Source organism: Bacillus pinisoli, from assembly GCF_023036475.1.
GTDB lineage: Bacteria > Bacillota > Bacilli > Bacillales > SA4 > Bacillus_BS > Bacillus_BS pinisoli.
In genome coordinates, this window is sequence record NZ_JAJQKI010000002.1 from 333,146 (window position 1) to 354,000 (window position 20,855).

18 protein-coding genes are annotated in these 20,855 nt (G+C 38.0%); 1 reads left to right on the plus strand and 17 read right to left on the minus strand.

The genetic code is table 11. The annotated features are described in order from the left end of the window. Window positions 1-50 precede the first annotated feature (50 nt). From LT143_RS04100 to LT143_RS04180, 17 genes are all read right to left on the minus strand, one after another. Window positions 51-695 (minus strand): thiamine diphosphokinase, encoded by a 645-nt coding sequence (locus LT143_RS04100; RefSeq protein WP_246940064.1) that lies wholly within the window; start codon window positions 693-695, stop codon window positions 51-53. A 66-nt stretch (window positions 696-761) separates the two neighbouring features. Further along, the gene (gene rpe / locus LT143_RS04105) at window positions 762-1,403 is read right to left on the minus strand and encodes a ribulose-phosphate 3-epimerase (RefSeq protein ID WP_246940067.1); all 642 of its coding nucleotides are present in this window, start codon (window positions 1,401-1,403) and stop codon (window positions 762-764) included. Between the two features lie 2 nt (window positions 1,404-1,405). After that, window positions 1,406-2,284 carry a ribosome small subunit-dependent GTPase A gene (gene rsgA / locus LT143_RS04110; RefSeq protein WP_246940391.1) on the minus strand — a complete coding sequence of 293 codons (879 nt, stop codon included), beginning with the start codon at window positions 2,282-2,284 and terminating at the stop codon, window positions 1,406-1,408. A 16-nt stretch (window positions 2,285-2,300) separates the two neighbouring features. Next, complete coding sequence (pknB, locus tag LT143_RS04115; protein ID WP_246940071.1) at window positions 2,301-4,250, minus strand: Stk1 family PASTA domain-containing Ser/Thr kinase; 1,950 nt, start codon at window positions 4,248-4,250, stop codon at window positions 2,301-2,303. Further along, entirely contained in the window at window positions 4,250-5,008 is a 759-nt protein-coding gene (locus LT143_RS04120; protein ID WP_246940074.1) for a Stp1/IreP family PP2C-type Ser/Thr phosphatase, read from the minus strand. Before LT143_RS04120 ends, pknB begins: the two co-directional genes overlap by 1 nt. 3 nt (window positions 5,009-5,011) lie before the next feature. Then, the gene (gene rlmN, locus LT143_RS04125) at window positions 5,012-6,067 is read right to left on the minus strand and encodes a dual-specificity RNA methyltransferase RlmN (protein ID WP_246940395.1); all 1,056 of its coding nucleotides are present in this window, start codon (window positions 6,065-6,067) and stop codon (window positions 5,012-5,014) included. Between the two features lie 44 nt (window positions 6,068-6,111). Beyond that, complete coding sequence (rsmB, locus tag LT143_RS04130; RefSeq protein WP_246940076.1) at window positions 6,112-7,473, minus strand: 16S rRNA (cytosine(967)-C(5))-methyltransferase RsmB; 1,362 nt, start codon at window positions 7,471-7,473, stop codon at window positions 6,112-6,114. Continuing rightward, window positions 7,451-8,419 (minus strand): methionyl-tRNA formyltransferase, encoded by a 969-nt coding sequence (gene fmt, locus LT143_RS04135; RefSeq protein WP_246940078.1) that lies wholly within the window; start codon window positions 8,417-8,419, stop codon window positions 7,451-7,453. Before fmt ends, rsmB begins: the two co-directional genes overlap by 23 nt. Window positions 8,420-8,430: 11 nt before the next feature. Further along, window positions 8,431-8,895 (minus strand): peptide deformylase, encoded by a 465-nt coding sequence (def, locus tag LT143_RS04140; RefSeq protein WP_246940080.1) that lies wholly within the window; start codon window positions 8,893-8,895, stop codon window positions 8,431-8,433. 47 nt (window positions 8,896-8,942) lie between these two features. Continuing rightward, the gene (gene priA / locus LT143_RS04145) at window positions 8,943-11,360 is read right to left on the minus strand and encodes a primosomal protein N' (RefSeq protein ID WP_246940082.1); all 2,418 of its coding nucleotides are present in this window, start codon (window positions 11,358-11,360) and stop codon (window positions 8,943-8,945) included. Beyond that, window positions 11,357-12,556 carry a bifunctional phosphopantothenoylcysteine decarboxylase/phosphopantothenate--cysteine ligase CoaBC gene (gene coaBC / locus LT143_RS04150; protein WP_246940084.1) on the minus strand — a complete coding sequence of 400 codons (1,200 nt, stop codon included), beginning with the start codon at window positions 12,554-12,556 and terminating at the stop codon, window positions 11,357-11,359. Before coaBC ends, priA begins: the two co-directional genes overlap by 4 nt. Window positions 12,557-12,792: 236 nt before the next feature. After that, a complete protein-coding gene (rpoZ, locus tag LT143_RS04155; RefSeq protein ID WP_246940086.1) occupies window positions 12,793-13,029 on the minus strand; it encodes a DNA-directed RNA polymerase subunit omega in 237 nt (78 codons plus the stop codon). A gap of 1 nt (window position 13,030) precedes the next feature. Beyond that, window positions 13,031-13,645, minus strand: coding sequence for a guanylate kinase (gene gmk, locus LT143_RS04160; RefSeq protein ID WP_246940089.1), 615 nt, complete (start codon window positions 13,643-13,645; stop codon window positions 13,031-13,033). A gap of 13 nt (window positions 13,646-13,658) precedes the next feature. Beyond that, window positions 13,659-13,922 (minus strand): extracellular matrix/biofilm regulator RemA, encoded by a 264-nt coding sequence (gene remA, locus LT143_RS04165; protein WP_246940092.1) that lies wholly within the window; start codon window positions 13,920-13,922, stop codon window positions 13,659-13,661. A gap of 59 nt (window positions 13,923-13,981) precedes the next feature. Continuing rightward, window positions 13,982-14,863: a YicC/YloC family endoribonuclease gene (locus tag LT143_RS04170; RefSeq protein ID WP_246940095.1), complete on the minus strand. Its 882-nt coding sequence runs from the start codon at window positions 14,861-14,863 to the stop codon at window positions 13,982-13,984. Window positions 14,864-14,983: 120 nt separating this feature from the next. After that, window positions 14,984-15,964, minus strand: a complete 981-nt coding sequence (locus LT143_RS04175) for a nuclease-related domain-containing protein (RefSeq protein ID WP_246940097.1) — start codon at window positions 15,962-15,964, stop codon at window positions 14,984-14,986. Between the two features lie 321 nt (window positions 15,965-16,285). Further along, on the minus strand, window positions 16,286-18,970 hold the full coding sequence (locus LT143_RS04180; protein WP_246940100.1) for a calcium-translocating P-type ATPase, SERCA-type: 2,685 nt from the start codon (window positions 18,968-18,970) through the stop codon (window positions 16,286-16,288). 163 nt (window positions 18,971-19,133) lie between these two features. Here LT143_RS04180 and LT143_RS04185 point away from each other — a divergent pair, with 163 nt between their 5' ends. Further along, window positions 19,134-20,843 carry an Rqc2 family fibronectin-binding protein gene (locus tag LT143_RS04185; protein ID WP_246940103.1) on the plus strand — a complete coding sequence of 570 codons (1,710 nt, stop codon included), beginning with the start codon at window positions 19,134-19,136 and terminating at the stop codon, window positions 20,841-20,843. Window positions 20,844-20,855 lie beyond the last annotated feature (12 nt).

The following is a 20,855-nucleotide window of genomic DNA, read 5'->3' on the forward strand; positions in this document are numbered from 1 at the left end:
TTCTTAAGTAGTATATGAGTAATAATAAAAATAGTACCAGTACCTAAAAATTAATCTTTACTCTTTACCATTATGACTATGCCATGATTGAACGAAAAAGTACCAGTTTCTTGAATTAATTCATTACTAACACATAAAGATGTCCCCCAAGTAAGATCACAGTCAGCTAACGGGTACTTGAAATCATTCGATAACGTCATCCCCTGTATTTTTTCTGAAAAAGGTAAGAAAGAGATATAACGATATTCTAGTTCCTTATAAACTTTATACGTTCCCGGTTCGTATAGGGAAAGAACATTTTGTTGATCAATGAGCTCAACCTCTATTTGATTTGATAAGCCTTTTACTAATAACTGAATCGTAGCTAACGAGTGATCCAGCCTACCTCCAGTTACTCCAAACAATCTAATTAATGTAGGCTTTTGAATAATTGCCCAATCCAATGCAAGCTCAATATCTGTTTGATCTTTTTCTGCGGGTGAAATAGCAAGATGTTCACATTGTTGCCTCAACCAACTAAGTTCTTCCTCTGAAACAGAATCAAAGTCCCCAATCCCTATTGCGGGCACAATTCCTCGCTTAAGACTATAAAGCAGTCCCCGGTCCACTCCAACCCATTTGATTTCGTTCTCAGTGTATTTGGATAAGTCTGGTATTAAATGCTCGGGACCGCCCGCCACGATATGTATAATCATTTGATTCCCCCTACTACTTATTTCCTGAACATAAAAAAGTAGACTACTTAGTCTACTTTAAAGGACCTATCTTAAGGCTTGTATTGCTTTAACACGGTCTTTTTGACTATATACTGCCGATCCAGCGACTAATACAGTGGCTCCAGCCTCTACACATAATTTCGCAGTGTCTACATTCACTCCACCATCTACCTCAAGCTCAACGCTTAATCCTCGCTCTCTAATCCAACTAGCAATCTTTTGGATTTTTGGTAGTGCAGAATGAATAAATTGCTGTCCGCCAAACCCTGGATTTACAGTCATAACTAGAACTAAGTCCACTTCATGAAGGATAGGTTCAATCATTTCAGCTGGAGTGGCTGGGTTAATAACCACTCCTGCTTTTACACCGAGATCCTTTATTTGTTGAATTGTTCTGTGGAGGTGCTTACATGCTTCAACATGAACAGAAATAATATCTGCACCTGCTTTTGCAAAGCTTTCAATATAACGTTCAGGATGTTCAATCATTAAGTGGACATCTAGTGGTAATGTTGTAATAGGTCTTATAGCCTCAACAATTAAAGGCCCAATTGTTATATTTGGAACAAAATGTCCATCCATTACATCGACATGTATATAGTCCGCTCCAGCTTCTTCTACACTTCTTATTTCTTCTCCAAGCTTTGCAAAATCAGCTGATAATATAGATGGGGCAATTTTGTACATCCTTAATACCTCGGCTTTCGATCTTTGATTTCTTGAAGAAACTCTAAATAATTTTCATATCTATATTCTTTTATTGTACCTTCTGCTACAGCTTCTTTTATTGCACACTTCGGTTCAGTTAAATGGGTACATCCTCTAAATTTACAGTTTTGCTGAATACGTCTCATTTCAGGAAAGCAGGCAGATAGGTCTTCTACCTCTACATCCATAAACTCAAGTGAGCTAAACCCTGGTGTATCCGCAACAAAACCGTCCCCTATCTCAATTAGTTCAACGTGCCTTGTGGTATGTTTCCCACGACCTAAATGGGTAGATATTTCATCTGTTTTTATCTCCAAATCTGGTCTTAGCACTTGAAGAATAGAAGATTTACCCACACCAGATTGCCCCGCAAATACCGATACCTTGTCTTTAAAATATGGTAAAAGCGACTGCACTGTTTCTGCATCATCCGTTGATGTGAGCAATACGTCATATCCTGCTGCACGATAGTCAGATGCGTATTCTTCAATTTCCGCTAGGTCGTGTTTTCCCACAACATCCATTTTACTAATACAAATGATAGGTAAGATATGCTTTGACTCAATTAAAACAAGAAAACGGTCTAATAATAATGGATTAAAATCTGGTTGAACAGCTGAAAAAACTAATATCGCCTGATCTACATTGGCAATAGGAGGGCGTACTAAGTCGTTTTTTCGTTCAAGTACCTCCATAATATAGCCTTCATGCTCATTTTCAGCCTGAAAGACAACCTCATCGCCAACAAGTGGGGTGATTTTGTTTTTCCTAAAGACCCCTCTGCCACGACATTGCGTTGTGCCAGCTTCATTCATTACATAATAAAAACCGCTCAATGCCTTAATAATTTTGCCTTGCATAGCCTCACTCCTTGTATTACTCATCATCGTAATTAACAGTTACTTCTTCGACAGTATTACCATCTATTAAAACTTTGTAAGATGCGCTTTTTTTATAAGGAATATTTAATCCTATATTGAAAGACTTATCTGCTGTAATTTTATCAGAAACAACAGGTGTGCTCATATCATGATCTAGGTCATCAACATATATTTGTACCTCTTGTGGTTGACCCTCTTGCCCTTCTACCGGCTCGTAAGTAACTTTCACTAATCTTGTAATGGTTTTATTTTTTGGTTCTGGTCCTTTTGAAACGACGATAGAGACGTTTTGCCCTCTCTTCATCTCTGTACCCTCAGCTGGTTTTTGTGAAATAACTTTACCTTCTTCAACTTCTTCTGAGAAAGCTTGTTGTGTATCAACAAGATTAAGCCCTTTTTGACCAACATAAATATCAACTTCACCTTGAGTGTAACCTACTAAATTATCAAGAAGGAAAGAAGGAAGACCTTTACTTACACTAAGAACTAAGTCTGTTTCACTTAACACAAATTCGCCAGATGGTGGATACTGACTGGTAATTTCTCCAGCTGGAATTGTGTCAGAGTACTCCTCTTCTATCAACACTTCCTTAAACTTGGCTTCTAAGCTAGATATGATTTCTTCAATATTTTTACCTATATAATTTTCAATCGACTCTTTCTCTTTCCCCTTACTAATATAAAGGGTAATGACCTGGCCTTCTTTTACCGTTTGACCCGCGTTTGGAACCGTTCGAACGATAAGTCCATCCTCAATCTCATCATGAAATACTTCCTCTGATTCATCTCCCACAACAAAACCTAAAGAAACAAGCTCATTATATGCTTCTTGATATGTTTTATTTGCTACATCAGGAACAACAACATCTTTAGGTAATAAGAGAGAAGGAATAACTGTAATAGAAGCAACAGCCGCTGCTGAAAGTAAAAAGAAGATGGAAATGACCCAAATCGCTATTTTTTTTCCACGGTTTTTTTTAGGCTCTTTTGCTTGTTTAGATTCCTTATGGATGATCGTGTTCTCTGAATCGGTGTCTTCAGAGATCTTATCGCTTGTAATTATAGGAATTGCTTTTGTAACATCTCCCTCCTCAACTGGAGGCTTGTAAGGAGCTTCATTTATTCGATGTGGCTCCAATGATGTACGCAAATCTTCTTCCATTGCCTCTACTGTGTCATAACGGTGAAAGGGGTCCTTGGCTGTTGCTCTAAGTATAATATTCTCTAGACTTTGAGGAATAGCTGGATTCCATCGCTTTGGAGAAGGCGTATCATTTTGTAAATGCTTTAATGCTATTGAGACGGCAGACTCTCCAAAGAACGGCATCCTCCCCGTTAGTAACTCGAACATTACAATCCCTAACGAATATACATCAGACTTTTTCGTGGCCATTCCGCCACGGGCTTGTTCAGGTGAAAGGTAATGAACTGACCCTAGAAATGAATTGGTTTGAGTAATCGTTGTTGAACTTAAAGCAACAGCAATCCCAAAGTCAGTTACTTTAACGATCCCATTTTCATCAATAAGTATGTTTTGAGGCTTTATATCCCTATGTACAATATGATTTTCATGAGCGTTTGCTAAAGCAGAGGTTAACTGAATCATGATGTTAACACTCTCTTCATTGGAAAGTGGGCCATATTTCTGGATATATTGCTTCAGAGTAGTACCATCTATATGTTCCATGACAATATAAAAAATATTATCCTCTTCCCCAACATCGTAAATACTTACAATGTTTGGATGGTTCAAACTCGTTGCCGCTTGTGCTTCACGGTGAAAACGGCGAATAAACTCTTCGTCATTCGAAAAGTCAGGACGCAACACCTTTACAGCTACATTACGCTCTAATATCATATCTTTTGCAAGATAAACATTCGCCATACCACCGCCGCCAATGGTGTCAATAATTTTATATCGTCCGCTTAATCTTCTGCCAATCATTAACGTCCACCACTTTCTGTTTGAACGCTTTCTAGATCAATGAGAATAAGAGTAATATTGTCCTCTCCCCCATTTTGATTAGCTAATGACACAAGAGTGCTACCTTTTTCATCTATAGGTACATCTTTTACAATTCCCTCTAGTATTTCATCGCATGTGACCTTGTTAGAAAGTCCATCTGAGCATAAAAGTAAATAAGTAAGCGTGTCATTAGAAACTGTTTTCACATCAATCTGTGCGTGTAAATCAGTTCCTAATGCACGTAAAAGCACATTTTTTCTTGGATGAAACTCAGCATCTTCCCTAGAAATTTGTCCGGAACGAACAAGCTCGTTTACTAGAGAGTGATCCTCTGTCGATAATTGAATTGATTTGTTTTCTACTGTATAACATCGGCTATCACCAATATGAGCAATTGTTATGAATTCATCAGAGATAACAGCAACCACCAGTGTAGTCCCCATGCCCTCGCATTCAGGATGTGCCTTTGAATGCTGAAAAAGCTGTTCATTTACGAGTATAATATGACTTTTCAACCATTTCTCTGCTTCTTCAGGTGTTTGGATAGAAGTCGTGTCTTCCCAATATTTTTGAATAAGTTCAGTAGCCATTTTACTAGCCACATCTCCTGCTTGATGACCGCCCATTCCATCAGCCACAACAGCTAATACTTGATTGGCCCCATTGTAGAAAACTCCACCGTTGTCCTCATTATGCTGCCTAACTTTTCCCCGGTCTGATAAAAAAAACGTCTTCATAGTTCACCTCGTCTCCTCTTGACGCTCCTTTGCACGCAATTGTCCGCAGGCTGCGTCAATGTCATGGCCATGCTCTCTTCTGATTGTTACGTTTATGCCATGCTTTTTTAATGTGCGTTCAAATTCAAAGATTTGTTCTTTTGGTGTACGCACATAGTCTCTCTCAGGCACATAGTTTACTGGGATTAAATTTACATGGCACTTAATACCTTTAATAAGTTGAGCTAACTCTTCAGCGTGAGCAACAGAGTCGTTTTCTCCGCCAAATAAACCATATTCAAAGCTTATTCGTCTACCGGTCTTATCAACATAGTATCGAACTGCCTTCATGAGCTCTTCTAACTTGTAGGCACGATTAATTGGCATTAATTTACTTCGCAATTCAGTATTTGGTGCATGTAAGGATATCGCGAAATTAATTTGCATTTTTTCGTCGGCAAAAGCGTAAATTTTAGGTATAATCCCACTTGTTGAAACAGTAATATGTCTTGCTCCAATATTAAGAGCCTTATCATGATTAATAATTTTTAAGAAGGAAAGCATAGCATCGTAGTTATCAAATGGTTCACCTATACCCATAATTACGACATGACTCACTCTTTCTCCTGTTTCATCCAAAGCTTTTTGTACATTTACTACTTGAGCTACTATTTCTCCTGCCTCTAAATTACGTTTCAAGCCTCCGAGAGTAGACGCACAGAACGTACAGCCAATTCGACAACCTACCTGCGTTGTGACACAAACTGAATTTCCATACTCATGTCTCATTAAAACAGTTTCAATCGAATAACCGTCATGAAGTTCAAAAAGAAACTTTATGGTACCATCCTTTGATTCTTGTTTAATAATTGTTTTTAACGTAGTTAATGTAAAGTGTTGCTTTAATTTTTCTTGTAGTGACTTGGAAATATTGGTCATCTCTTCAAAAGACGAGATTCGCTTGTTATATAACCACTCAAAAATTTGGTTACTCCTAAACTTTGGTTCACCATTTTCTTTTAACCAAAGCTCTAATTCTTCTATTTTTAAAGAATAGATAGAAGTATGTTGATCGCTCATTTTCTCTTGCTGTTTAGTCTTTGTTGATGCTTCTTTTTCCACATTTACACCTGCTTCCTTAATGATGAGATAAAAAATCCGTCCGTCCCAAAATGGTGGGGGAGAATTTGTATTTGTGCCCCGTTATGTTCAGCATTGCCTCTTATCTTTTCTGGTAACCGTTCTAATAATGAGGTGTCCCTCTCAAAATTAGTGTGCGAAAGTAAGAATTTTTTTACTACTTGATCGTTTTCTTCTTGATCCATGGTACATGTACTATAAATAAGAGTGCCACCTTTTTTTAATAATGGCGCAATTGCTTCTAAGATTCTATATTGAATAGATGCAAGACTTTCTATATCTTTTTCGTCTTTTTGATATTTGATATCCGGCTTTCGTCTAATTACACCAAGTCCTGAGCACGGAGCATCTACTAATATCTTATCAAATGTTTCATCCTCATATTTTTCTGCTAGTTTCCTACTGTCCATGACGAGTGTTTCCACATTTGTTAGATGTAGTCTTGTTACTTGTTCGTTAATTAGTTTGACCTTATGATCGTGCAAATCAACTGAAATTACTTTCCCTGTGTGGTGAAGTAATTCTGAGATATGTGTTGTTTTACCTCCTGGAGCTGCACAGCTATCAAGTATTAAATCGTCCTTCTTCGGACTAACTGCCCGTCCAACAAGCATCGAGCTTTCGTCTTGTATCGTAAGTAATCCTTGTTTAAAAGCGTTGGTGTTTGCAAAATTTCCTTTTTCAATCATGATAGCATCTTCAGAAAGCACACCAGGCTTGACGTGGATTCCCTCATCTTCAAGTTTTTTACTCACTTCTTCAATGGATGTTGAAGAACAATTAACTCTAGCAGTGGGAACAGGAGGTAGTAACGTTTCTTCACATAGCTTCCTAGTTTCTTCGAGTCCATATTGAGTCGTCCAGCGTTCGACCATCCAGGTTGGAAAGCTTGTTTCTACAGCTACTCTTTCAACAGGATCTTGTATTTCCTCTAATGAACGAAAACCTTCTCTTTGAAGAGAACGTAGCACTCCATTAACCATAGAGGAAATGCCCTTATGGCCTCTTCTCTTTGCAATTTCAACAGCTTCAAATATAGCCGCACGATCTGGTACTCGATCTAAATAATGCATTTGATAGACTGTCATTCTTAATAAGACTCTAACCCAATCATCCAGCTTTTTTTGCTTTTGAATATAAGGAGCTATAAAATAATCCAACGTCAACTTTCTTTGGATTGTACCGTACACAATCTCAGTTAAGAGCCCAATATCCTTTTGTGTGACCTGGTGTTGTTTAATAGCTTGATTTAGTAATAAATTGCTGTACGCTTGGTTTTTTTCAATTTGTAGTAATAAGTCAATTACTACTTCTCTTACATTTTTAACTCTTGCTGTTGTTTTCATGTTCAGCTCCTAACATGGTCCCTACTTGTAGGTCAGTTCCCGCCCCACGAAGAAATTGCTCTCCACTCATCTTTGTTTTTCCGGCTGGCTGCAATTGGGTAATCTTAATTGCTGTCTCATTACCTGTTGCAACAACTATTCCATCGGCATCTAGACGTATAATTTCTCCTGGTTTTCCACCTGATTGTAATGGAAGCTTCTCTCCCCACCACACTTTTAGAACCTGTCCTTCAAGATAGGTATAAGCGACCGGCCATGGATGTAGGCCACGAATATGGTTATAAATAACTTCACCTGTAAGGTCCCAATTAATGCGTTCCTGCTCTCTTTTAATATTAGAAGCAAAGGTTGCTTCAGCATCATTTTGCTGAATAGGCTGAATAGAACCATCTATTAATTGAGGAATCGTTTCAGATAATAGCTCAGCACCAGCAATACTTAACTTATCATGTAATGTCCCGACATGGTCATTTTCTAATATAGGGACCTCGACTTTTGATAAGATATCCCCAGCATCAAGTTTCTCTACCATATACATAATGGTTACACCTGTTTTTTCTTTTCCCTGAATGATGGAATAATGAATAGGTGCTCCGCCTCTTAACTCAGGTAGTAGGGAGGCATGTACATTAATGCACCCGAGTCTTGGTGCATCTAATAAGGCCTTAGGTAAAATTTGACCAAAAGCTGCCGTCACTATAAGATCAGCACCTAGAGCAATAATCTTCTCATATTCTTCATGAACTTTGATTTTCTCAGGCTGATAAACAGGAATATTATGTTTTAGCGCTTCAACCTTCACTGGTGGAGGAGTCAGTTCACGTTTTCTTCCTTTTGGACGATCTGGCTGTGTTACGACTCCTATAACTTCATATCCATCCTTAATGATTCTTTGTAAAACGGGAACCGAAAAATCTGGCGTACCCATGAAAATAATTTTTAGCATGAAAGTCCTCCTTATGACGTTTCTTCATTGTACAGAGTTCGTGCTTTTGAAGGAAATAAAATGCCTTCAAGATGATCCATTTCGTGCAAAATTACTCTTGCAAAGAAATCTTCTGCTGTTAATGTAAAGAATTTACCAAATTTGTCTTGAGCACGGATCTTTATTTTGAATGGTCGCTCAACATCACCAAAAAGGCCCGGAAAACTTAGGCAGCCTTCGGGACCAATTTGACTTCCTGACTGTTCTAAAATAACGGGATTAATGATTGGAATCACATTTCCATCATCATCCTCTACAATAGCAATTTGCTTTTCAATCCCAATTTGAGGTGCTGCTAATCCTACACCATCAGCATTAATCATACATTTTTTCATCGAAGTTAATAATATTCTTAAATCTTTATCAAAACTTTTAACTTTTTCACAGCGCCTTTGTAATATCTCATTGGGATAGGTTAAAATCGTTAATTTATTCATGTTATTTTCCTTTTCATTTTACATAGAGTTAACTATTGGGATCATCCCTACATAATCATATAGGGATTCATATCAATTGTAATTTGCAAGTCCTGTTGCATCTCGCGTTGATAATGCTCCAGTAGATCCTTTAAATACAATTTAAGCTTTGGTTCATCCTTGTATTTTATCATGCATTGATAACGATATCTATTTTTTATCCGTGGAATAGGTGAAGCCGAAGGTCCGAGAACAATTGTCTGGTTTGAAAGATTAGAGCGTAAATAGGTGGATATTTTCTCCGTGATGGCTACCACCTTCGTAAGTTCAGGGTGACTGACAGTGATTAACGTCACATAGTAAAATGGAGGATACTGGTGTAATTTCCGCATACCCATTTCTAGCATATAAAAATCCTGGTAGTTATGCTGACTAGCCAGTTCCACACTATAATGCTCTGGTGTATACGTTTGAATGACCACCTCACCAGGGAGATCATGCCGGCCCGCCCGTCCACTTACTTGTGTTAGCAACTGAAACGTTTTTTCACTTGATCTGAAATCGGGTAAATGTAGCATGGTATCTGCCGTCAACACACCAACCAGAGTAACTCTAGGAAAATCTAACCCTTTGGCAATCATTTGTGTGCCAAGGAGAATATCAGCCTTTCCTTCGCCAAAAGCAGTTAATAGCTTTTCATGTGCACCTTTTCGACTTGTCGTATCTACATCCATTCGAATAATACGGGCCTCAGGAAGTACCTTTCCAATCTCTTCTTCAACCTTTTGTGTCCCCGTTCCAAAAAAACGTATGTGGTCGCTTTGACAAGAGGGACAGTTTTTCACAACAGGTTCCTCATACCCACAATAATGACATTTTACTAATTGTTGTGACCTGTGGTATGTCAGAGATATATCACACTCAGGACACGTTACGACAAACCCACAATCGCGACACATGATGAACGTTGAGTACCCTCGTCTATTTAAAAATAAAACGGTCTGTTCTCCCTTTTGAAGACGATCTTGTAGCTTTTCAAAAAGAGGAGTAGAAAACATCGAGCGATTCCCTTGCCTCAATTCTTCCCGCATATCGACAATTTCAACGTCTGGCATCCCCTTATCATGCATCCGCTTGGTTAAAGGTAGTAACTCATACAGTCCTTTTTTAGCCCGCGCAAATGTTTCTAAAGTAGGTGTTGCACTACCTAATACTACTGGACAATCATGATATTTCCCGCGATATATGGCAACGTCTCTTGCATGATATCTTGGGTTTTCTTCCTGTTTATAGCTCGATTCATGCTCTTCATCGATAATAATAATACCTAGATTTTCAAACGGAGCAAAGATAGCAGATCTAGCGCCAACCACTACATTTACTTCTTTACGGTAGATTTTTCTCCACTCGTCATATTTTTCACCAATGGATAGTCCACTGTGCAAGACAGCGACACTAGAACCAAACCTTCCCTTGAATCGTTCAACCATCTGTGGAGTAAGTGAGATTTCAGGTACCAACACAATAGCTTGTTTGCCTTTTTTTAGTACTTCTTCAATGGATTGAAGGTATACCTCCGTCTTCCCACTTCCTGTTACTCCATATAAAAGATATACTTGATGCTGATTCGTTTCAATAGATGCTAAGATGGGCTTTATAGCATTTGTTTGTTCTATTGTTAATGGCAGAGGAGTCGTTCTTTTAAACTTACGATCTTGGTGCGGGTCTCGGTACACTTCTTCATCTTTCTCAATTAAAATGCCTTTCTCAAGAAGTGCTTTTATAGGTGAATCTGTTGTAGATAAATCTTGCTTTAAAAAGATACGTGGCACTTTATCTAACTGGTTTGTAATAAAATATTCTAGAACTTCCTTTTGCCTAGCTGCCTGGGCCTTCATAGAGTCCAAGAATTGTAGAGCTTCTTCTTTAGAACAGTTTAAATAAAGAACTTTATGTGTTTTTTTCTTTCCTTTTGCTTTCACCACGTAATTAATTTCAACAAGACCGTTCTTAATCTCTTTTTGAATAAGTCTAATTAGATTAGGCTTATTCTCTACTTCAGACCATGGAACAGTTAGTCCTCTTTGAAACAAAGCTTGAAGTAAAGAAGGCATAGACGAAAAAAGATCAGGCTTTAGCAATTCTACCTCTTTTTCATACTTTGCTTTTAATGCGGCAGGTAACATGGCTTGAAAGGAAGATATTTGGTAGCTTAAAGTTTGGTCTGTTACCCAACCTCCTAATTGCAGAAGCTCTTGATTAAGGATAGGTTCAATATCTAATAGCTCTTGTATAGGTTTGAGTTTCTCTATATCCGATGAAGAATCTATATCTACAACAAACCCTTGAAGGCTGCGAGGTCCAAATGGGACCACTACCCGGACACCAGGTTGTATGAGTCCAAGATACTGCTCAGGAATGAGATAATCAAATGCCCGGTCCGTCTGTCTTGCTGGAACATCCACAATTACCTTTGCAATATTCATTGCTTCTCTCTCCAAAGTTTTTCAACCTCTACTAAAATTTCAAGAGCTACTTCCTTTTTTGATAGAATCGGAAGCTTTTTTACCGAGTTATCTTTTCCCACGAGGGTTACGATATTAGTGTCACCTTGAAATCCAGCTCCCTCTTCGTTTACGTTATTAGCAACGACGAGATCAAGATTTTTTCCATCGAGCTTTCTTCGCGCATATTCTTCTACATGATCTGTTTCTGCAGCAAATCCTACAAGTAGCTTGTCCTCTTTCATTGTGCCAAGTGTTCCTAATATGTCAGTCGTTCTTTCAAATTCTAGAATAAGAGGTCCTTCTTGTTTTTTCATCTTATGATCTGCTGCATGAACTGGACGATAATCTGAGACAGCTGCCGATTTAATGACAATATCCATTTTCGGAAAATGCTCCATAACCTCGTGATACATTTCCTCTGCTGACTCTACTCTAACTACTTTTACATTCATAGCAGTTGATAGATGGGTAGGCCCTGTCACAAGTGTAACATCTGCGCCTAACTTTGCAGCTTGTTCAGCAATCGCAAACCCCATTTTGCCCGAGGATGAGTTAGAGAAGAATCTAACCGGGTCCAATTTTTCTCTCGTTGGTCCAGCTGTTACTAGAATGGATAGTCCTTTTAAGCGTTGTTCTGGAAGTGTAAAGTGATCAACAACTAAACTGGTTATTTTCTCAGGTTCTTCCAGTCTTCCTTTTCCAACATATCCACATGCTAAATAACCTTCAGAAGGCTCAACAAATCGATAACCATCATTATATAAAATCTCAATATTTCTTTTAACAGCAGCGTTTTCATACATATGTACATTCATGGCTGGAGCAACCCATACAGGGGCCCTTGTAGCAGAAATAGTAGTGGTTAGCATATCATCTACAATTCCGTTTGCTAATTTCCCAATAATATTAGCTGTTGCCGGTGCTACAATCACTATATCAGCCCAGTCTGCCAAATCAATATGAGCAATGACATTTGCATCTTTCTCATCAAACGTATCAGTATAAACAGGATTCCGAGATAAAGCTTGGAATGTCAAGGGTGTCACAAATTCAGTTGCAGATTCAGTCATAATGACTTTCACATTAAAGTTCGCTTGGACAAGCTTACTTGTAAGAGCGGCTGCTTTATATACGGCAATTCCCCCACTAACACATAACAAAATATTTTTCTTCAAAGCGAATCCCCCCTATTATGAAAGAAGTGGATCTGACCCTATACTTCCTAAATAGGGCCCAAGTCCACTTTTATTTATCTATACTTTTAAGGCTCAAGCACCGTTTAACCATACCTCCCCTACTTGCAAGACAGTGAGAAGTACCTTTAAACAGTCTATATTAAGAACCAAGACATGGAGAACTTGTTTTCTTAACAAAACCAGCCTGAAAAAAATAACAACCTACACTTAGGTTGTTATCGTAAGAATTCTTGTGTTTCTTCTGCCGCTGTCTTTCCTTCTTGCGCTTTAATTCCTAATACTCCAGCTGAAATTTCTTCTAACGCTTTACCCACATATTTGTGAGAGACTGTCTTATCCAGTAGAAGAGTTTCCTTATCTTGAAGATTCCTTGCTCTTTTTGCAGCAACCGTTACAAGTTTATATTTTGAATCTACCTTCGTCATTAACTTATCAATTGATGGATATAACATATTATTCTACCTCCAGCATTCGTTTATATCGTATAGCCACTCGTTCACGGCGACAGTGCTCAGCCACAACGATTGCCTTTATTCTATCACATGCAAGTTCTACTTTATCATTTTCAACTACATAATCATAGGCATCCATCATCTCAATCTCTTCTTTAGCAACCGTCATACGGTTATTAATAAGATCCTCAGATTCTGTACCTCTTGTCTGAATACGACTTTTCAGTTCATTTAAACTTGGTGGCGCAAGGAAAATAAATAATCCTTCCGGAAAAGCCTTACGAACTTGTAATGCCCCTTGGACCTCAATTTCAAGCATCACATCCTGCCCCTTTTGAAGAGTTTCTTCTACATAATCCACAGGAGTTCCATAGTAATTACCAACATATTCAGCCCATTCGAGAAGCTTATCTTTTTTTATTAAATCTTCAAACTCTTCACGTGATTTAAAAAAGTAATCAACACCATCTACTTCTCCTTCACGAGGCTTTCGGGTAGTCATGGAAATAGAGTATTGCAGTTTTGTGTTCTCTTGTTCAAAAATTGCTTTTCTTACAGTCCCTTTTCCCACACCAGATGGTCCCGAAAGGACAATTAGTAGCCCTCTTTCATTCATCAGTTACATGTACCTACCCTTCATCAGATAAATCTTCTTTATTTACAAAGCGTTGTGCAACAGTCTCCGGTTGCACGGCAGATAAAATAATATGCTCACTATCTGTAATAATAACAGCTCTTGTACGTCTTCCATATGTAGCATCAATCAGCATTCCTCTGTCCCTTGCTTCTTGAATCGTTCTCTTAATAGGAGCAGATTCAGGACTAACAATCGCAATAATACGATTGGCTGATACAATGTTCCCAAAACCTATATTGATTAGCTTTATACTCATTTCTTCCTCCTAAAGTCACAAATCTATTCTAACCTTGTTTTTCAAGGAATATAAGCCATTTATTCAATGTTTTGTACTTGTTCTTTAACCTTTTCAAGTTTCGTCTTCATATTAACAACATGTTCAGCAATGAAAACATCGTTTGCCTTGGAACCAATCGTATTAATTTCTCGATTCAATTCCTGAACAAGGAAGTCTAATTTTCTTCCCACTACCTGCTCATCACCATCAAGTGCTTTGTAAAACTGAGAAAGATGACTTTTTATTCTAGTCAATTCTTCGCTAATATCAGTTTTGTCAGAGAAAATAGCTACCTCATTGAGAATCCGATTTTCATCAATAAGCCCCTCCGTGAACTCTACAATCTTTTTATGGAGTCTGTCACGGTAAGATGACACAACGGATGGCGCTAACTCCTCAACTTGCTTAGCACTTTCTTCAATGAAGGTAAGGTTTTGTTTAATGTCTTTAAGTAGTCCTTGGCCCTCTACCTGTCTCATTTCTCTAAGCTGAAGAACCGCCTTCTCCACTATATCTAATAAATCCATCTCAAGCTGGGGATGCGTCTTTTCTTTTTCCACAATCTGAGTAAACTCTGAGTGTCGGAATAATTCCTCCACCGTTATGGGTTCTCCGACTAAATTATATCTCTTCCGTGCCTCAGTGAGAGCATCATAGTATTGATCAACAAGTTCCCATTCAACTTGTAACTCTTTTGTTGACAAGATATTACCTTCGATGCTGATAAATACCTCAACACGTCCTCGTTGTATGTATGTAAGAATGGACTTTCGAATTTTTTCTTCCATCAGCATGATCTGCCTCGGAATTCGAATATTAACTTCACAGAATCTGTGGTTTACCGACTTCATTTCAACTGTTATCGAGTAATCCGTAAACTGCTTATGCACACGTCCAAAACCAGTCATGCTAGTCAGCAAAATATCACTCCTAACTCCTAGTCTATTTATTTTATCACCTAATAAGTAAATTCGATAGTAAAAAGAAGAAGGTAGATAAGAATTCGAAAAATGTTGAATATTTCGACAGGGCAGTGAGGGTTATTTACTTAGTAAATAGGCTAGATTATATGTCTTTGATTTATTCTTACCTGTGGTTGGAAGATCAAGTGAGGAAAGTAGGTATCTTACTACATTGTTCGAGGATACTTGTAAAAAATTACGGGCTTGTCTATTCGTAATACACGTTCCAAAAAATAAGCTATAGTCCACTAATGCAGGAATATGTGCCATTCTGCTTTTATTATTACATTTTGGACAAACCCAATTACTATGAAATCTGCACATAGGAATATTCAAGCATTCAGGACACTGAACACCCTTTAAGATATCCGTTCGCTTTATTTCATAATATTGAAGAAGGTCTGAATCTAATGTTTGATTCTTTTTAACCAACTGTTTGCCTACTTTTTGAATTTCACTAGCTGACAATATTTCTTTAACATATAATTTATTTAGTTCCTCAATTTTCAAATGGAGTTTCGCACTATGAATAACACGTTGGAGGATTTGTTTTTTCGCAGTAGTGGCTTTAATAATAGTAGAGGGATTGCTAATCACAACAAGAGTATAAATGGGGATATCAGTGATGTTAATATGAGCACTCAAAAAATTCTTTAACAATCTTTTTTGTCTATCTACCTGTAACAAAGGATCCGGAAACGCCTCTTCTTTCTCTTGCTCAATCCGAATTAGCTGGTTGAATTCTGGATCAAAAAGGAGAGTGCCCTTTATATTTTTAACCTCAAGTATAAGAAAGTAGTACTTCGAAAGAATAAGGACATCAATTTGAAAGAATCCTATACCATCAAAAAACCTTAATCCATGCAAAATAACATATTCTTTCTCAGGTAAGTAACTCAAATGGTAATCTAATACTCTCTCACCTTGATAACCTGATTTTTGTCTCCCGAAGTTGTCGACTACTTTTTGAAAATTTATATGGTTTGGGTTCAACCTTCGTGATAATGCCTCTAGTTTCCTTAAATGAACAGGGTACTTCTTAATAGTTTCTCGAATCAATTTCCCACTCCTCTCGTATGAATATTTATTCTCCAATTGACCTAAAATATCCTTTACAGCAATTTGTATTTGTTAAATAAACTTCTGAGGACCTTAGAAAAGGAAAAACCTAATCTAACATCTTCTTACTAAATACCGTTCATAGTCTTTATCATGAAAGAATAGATAAATATCATTAAATCGAAACAATATATCAGGAATTTTTTGCTTATATCAGTAATTAGAACGATATATCAGCAAAACACCCCAATATATCAGGAATCTCACAAATACCATACAAAAAAACCCGCCACCAAGGCGGGTCCAAACTACATTCAACCTCTAAGCTCGACGCTTCTTTCCAAACAGCAACGATCCTGCTAACAGGAACGTCGGTATCGCAGACATTCCTAGGATTAACAACCAATCTCTTGGTTCAATCGCCATCGTGTGGAAGACTGGTTGAAGCGGTGGATAGTAGATTACGACTAACATCAGCAAAATGGAAGAGATTACGGCAAATACGAGATACATATTTTCGAACGGATTGCGGTGAAAGACTGAACGATCACTTCGACAATCGAATACGTGAATTAATTGAGCCATAACTAGTGTTGCAAATGCAATGGTTTGAGCGTACATTAAGTTGCTAGGATCATTTGTATAGACAATCATAAAGGCTGCAATGGTAACTCCACCTATTAGGAAACCGCGGCTTACTATTTTCCATGCAAGTCCTCTTGCAAATACCCCTTCACGAGGATTTCGAGGTGCACGCTTCATGACGTCTCCTTCAGGCTGGTCTAAACCGAGCGCCATCGCGGGAAGACCATCTGTGACAAGATTCACCCATAAAATTTGAATAGGTACTAATGGTAAAGGAAGTGCAAGAAGCATCGCAAATAACATAACTAGAATTTCACCGACATTTGATGCTAATAGATAACGAATGAACTTACGGATATTCTCATAAATGTTACGACCTTCTTTAATGGCTGCTTTAATTGTTGCAAAGTTATCGTCTAGCAAAACAAGGGACGATGCCTCTTTTGCCACGTCAGTACCGGTGATCCCCATGGCAATTCCAATATCGGATGCTTTAATTGCTGGTGCATCGTTCACTCCGTCTCCTGTCATGGCAACGATATGACCATTGTTTTGGAGCGCCTTCACAATCTTTAGTTTATGTTCAGGTGAAACGCGAGCAAATACATAGACATCTTCTACAATGTCTTCTAACTCTTCTACTGACATATTCGCTAATTCGCTACCTTGGACAACCTTTCCACCTTCAGGTAAGATTCCAAGCTGTTGTGCGATTGCTTTTGCTGTAATGATGTGATCTCCTGTGATCATAACTGTTCGAATTCCGGCTTCTTTACATTCTTGGACAGCCAATTTCACTTCTGGTCTCGGTGGGTCGATCATACCTTGAAGTCCGATAAAAATTAGGCCTTTTTCCGCATCAATTTCATTGTAGACCGTTTCTGAAGGACCAAGTGCCTTAAAGGCCACCGCAATTGTTCTTAACGCTTGCCCACCTAAATCAGTGATTGCCCCCTCGACTTCTTCCTTTAATCTTGGTGAAAGAAATTGCTGTTTTTGGTCCCATAAAATGGACTCACTGCTTTGAATCAGAACATCAGGTGCGCCTTTTGTTACAACAAAACGTTTACCATTTGTATCACGGACCACTACAGACATCATTTTACGATTAGAATCAAAAGGGAATTCTTTTTCAATAATAAATTGTTCTTGAAGTAATGATCTAGAGAGACCCGCTTTCATTGCCGAAACAACGAGAGCCCCTTCCGTTGGATCACCATCTAACACATACTCTTTTTTCTTTTGCTTTAATTCTGCGTTGTTACATAATAAGCCAAAGGTTAACAGCTGATGAAGTGATTTTACATCTTTTGGTTGAATGACTTCTTCACCATCATAAAAGCGACCATCGGGTTCATATCCAGTACCAGAAACAGTCCAAGTTTTGCCCCCTGACCATACATGAGTAACGGTCATTTTATTTTGCGTCATTGTCCCTGTTTTGTCTGAACAAATAACGGAGGCACAGCCTAATGTTTCAACAGCTGGAAGTTTCCGAACAATGGCATTGTTTTTGATCATCCTTTGCACACCAAGTGATAAGGCAACCGTTACAATAGCAGGCAGCCCTTCCGGAATAGCTGCGACAGCCAATGATACCCCTGCCAAGAACATACTATACACATCGTGACCTTGAAGTACACCAAGTAAAACCACAATAGCTGTTAAGAAAAGCGCAACTGTAATTAAAATTTTGCCAAGCTGTTCTAATTTACGTTGTAGTGGTGTTACCATCGTTTCAGCAGACTGTAGTAAATCAGCTATTTGCCCCATTGCCGTATTCATACCAGTTCCCACTACTACTCCGACACCTGATCCTCTAGTAACCATAGTTCCCATAAAAGCCATATTTTCTTGATCACCAAGTCCTACATCTTGCCCTTGAATCGGATTTGTTCTCTTTTGTACGGGTAAAGATTCCCCTGTTAGTGCTGATTCCTCAATTTCTAAACTGCTTGTTTCTACGATTCGAATATCTGCACTTATTCGGTCACCTGATGTGAATTTGACGACATCACCGACAACAAGTTCAGCTGAAGCAGTCTTTACCCAATTACCATCCCGTTTTACCATTACCTGTGGGGCCGATAACTCCTTTAGCGCATCTAGAGACTTTTCAGCTTTGCGCTCTTGGAAGAATCCTAGAAATCCATTAATGATAATAATCGCAATGATTGCAATGGCATCAATGTATTCTCCCAACAATCCCGAAATAAGGGTAGCAGCTAATAATACTAGAACCATAAAATCCTTAAACTGTGCTAGAAAAAGTAAAAACATATTTGGTTTTTCAGCTTCCTGAAGCTCATTATAACCAAACTTTTGAAGGCGATTTTTGACCTCTTTGTCCGATAATCCTTTCTCAAAATCTGTATTTACTTGCTTTTCTACATCTTCTGTTCGTAGCTCATACCACTTCATCTGGGAATCTCACACCTTTTCTCTGTTTAATCAAGACGTATGTTTGTCCTCTCTCATGGAAATCTTATTCAGACAAGTTGTAAAAAATGCTATACTTATAACAATTGTTCCAATTCTGGACAATAAAATAAGAAAGCTAGTGTATGGGTGAGAGGGTGTTTTTATGTCATTTGATGGTGTCGTCACAAGGGCCATTGCTGAAGAATTAAAAGAAACAATTGTAGGGGGAAGGATTTCTAAAATTTATCAACCCTATAAGCAGGAGCTATTAATTCATGTGCGTGCGGGTGGTCAAACGTATAAACTCTTACTATCTGCTAATCCTTCTTACTCCAGACTTCATTTTACAAATGAAGCCTATGATCATCCATCTGAGCCACCAATGTTCTGTATGCTTCTTAGAAAGCATCTAGAAGGAAATGTGATTACCTCAGTTCATCAGCTTGATATGGAACGAATCATTTACATAGAGACTAGAGGAAGAAATGAATTAGGCGATGAAACAATGAAACAGTTAGTCGTTGAAATCATGGGTAAGCATAGTAACATCGTGTTAGTGGAGAAAGAGAGAAACATTATTTTAGATAGTATTAAACATATATCACCTGCTGTTAACCGTCACAGAACGATATTGCCGGGGTATGAATATATGAGTCCACCCGCTCAGGAGAAGATTAATCCTCTTTTAGTGGATGAAGACACTTTTCTAAGAAAGTTAGATTTTAATTCCGGTAAGCTTGCTAATCAGTTAGTGGGTGCTTTCAGTGGAATCTCTCCAATCCTTGCAAATGAGATTGTCCAACTTACAGGATTAAGCGGTAAAAAGGCATTAGCACAGAACTTTTTTACTTTTATGGAGAAAATTAAAAACCAACAGTTTGTACCTAGTATTATGACTGGAAAGCAAAAAGAGAATTTTTATGTTTTTCCGCTTCAACATCTTTCTAACGAAATAAGACAATTTGCAACCCCTAGCGAAATGCTAGACCGTTTTTATTACGGAAAAGCTGAACGTGATCGTGTAAAACAGCAGGGGCATGATCTCGAACGATTCATTCGGAATGAAAAGGAAAAGAATGATAAAAAGCTTGTGAAGCTCGAAAAGACACTCGAGGATGCAGGGAAGGCTGAAGAATACCAATTATATGGTGAGCTTTTGACAGCAAATATGTATAGGCTTGAAAAGGGGATGAAAATGATTGAGGTTGAAAACTATTATGATGAACATAATAGTACCATTCAAATTACCCTCAACCCTTTAAAGACACCTTCAGAAAATGCTCAAAGCTACTACTTAAAATATCAGAAGGCTAAAAAGTCTGTACATTTTGTGTTAGAACAAATTGAAAAAGCCAAAGAGGAAGTTTCTTATTTCAATTCCTTGCTTCAACAAATGGAGTCTGCTTCCCCTAAGGATATTCAGGAAATACGAGAAGAACTTGTGGAAGAAGGTTATGTAAAGGCTAAACAAACAAAGGGTAATAAAAAGAATAAACCTCAAAAGCCGAGTTTAGAAGAATATGTATCAACTAGTGGATTATCAATTTTAGTGGGCAAAAACAATAAGCAAAATGATTATTTAACCAATAAGGTTGCCCACCGAGAAGAATGGTGGTTTCATACAAAGGATATTCCTGGCTCACATGTTGTGATTAAAAACACGGAACCAGATGAAAAAACAATTAGAGAAGCAGCCAACCTAGCTGCGTATTTTAGTAAAGCAAAAAACTCAAGCTCTGTTCCGGTAGATTATACGAAGATAAAACATGTTAAAAAACCGAGTGGATCTAAGCCTGGATTTGTCATTTATGATCATCAACAAACAGTCTATGTTACACCAAATGAGGATTTAGTTCTACAGTTGAAAAAATAAGGATCGTCTTCT

Bases quoted from the DNA above. Each gene is read 5' to 3' on its own strand.
- rpe (WP_246940067.1), bottom strand. From the start codon at position 1,403: ATGTACAAAATTGCCCCATCTATATTATCAGCTGATTTTGCAAAGCTT.
- LT143_RS04185 (WP_246940103.1), top strand. From the start codon at position 19,134: ATGTCATTTGATGGTGTCGTCACAAGGGCCATTGCTGAAGAATTAAAA.
- LT143_RS04180 (WP_246940100.1), bottom strand. From the start codon at position 18,970: ATGAAGTGGTATGAGCTACGAACAGAAGATGTAGAAAAGCAAGTAAAT.
- remA (WP_246940092.1), bottom strand. From the start codon at position 13,922: ATGAGTATAAAGCTAATCAATATAGGTTTTGGGAACATTGTATCAGCC.
- LT143_RS04120 (WP_246940074.1), bottom strand. From the start codon at position 5,008: ATGAAGACGTTTTTTTTATCAGACCGGGGAAAAGTTAGGCAGCATAAT.
- rpoZ (WP_246940086.1), bottom strand. From the start codon at position 13,029: ATGTTATATCCATCAATTGATAAGTTAATGACGAAGGTAGATTCAAAA.
- fmt (WP_246940078.1), bottom strand. From the start codon at position 8,419: ATGCTAAAAATTATTTTCATGGGTACGCCAGATTTTTCGGTTCCCGTT.
- rsmB (WP_246940076.1), bottom strand. From the start codon at position 7,473: ATGAAAACAACAGCAAGAGTTAAAAATGTAAGAGAAGTAGTAATTGAC.
- gmk (WP_246940089.1), bottom strand. From the start codon at position 13,645: ATGAATGAAAGAGGGCTACTAATTGTCCTTTCGGGACCATCTGGTGTG.
- rlmN (WP_246940395.1), bottom strand. From the start codon at position 6,067: ATGAGCGATCAACATACTTCTATCTATTCTTTAAAAATAGAAGAATTA.
- def (WP_246940080.1), bottom strand. From the start codon at position 8,895: ATGAATAAATTAACGATTTTAACCTATCCCAATGAGATATTACAAAGG.
- pknB (WP_246940071.1), bottom strand. From the start codon at position 4,250: ATGATTGGCAGAAGATTAAGCGGACGATATAAAATTATTGACACCATT.
- LT143_RS04100 (WP_246940064.1), bottom strand. From the start codon at position 695: ATGATTATACATATCGTGGCGGGCGGTCCCGAGCATTTAATACCAGAC.
- rsgA (WP_246940391.1), bottom strand. From the start codon at position 2,284: ATGCAAGGCAAAATTATTAAGGCATTGAGCGGTTTTTATTATGTAATG.
- priA (WP_246940082.1), bottom strand. From the start codon at position 11,360: ATGAATATTGCAAAGGTAATTGTGGATGTTCCAGCAAGACAGACGGAC.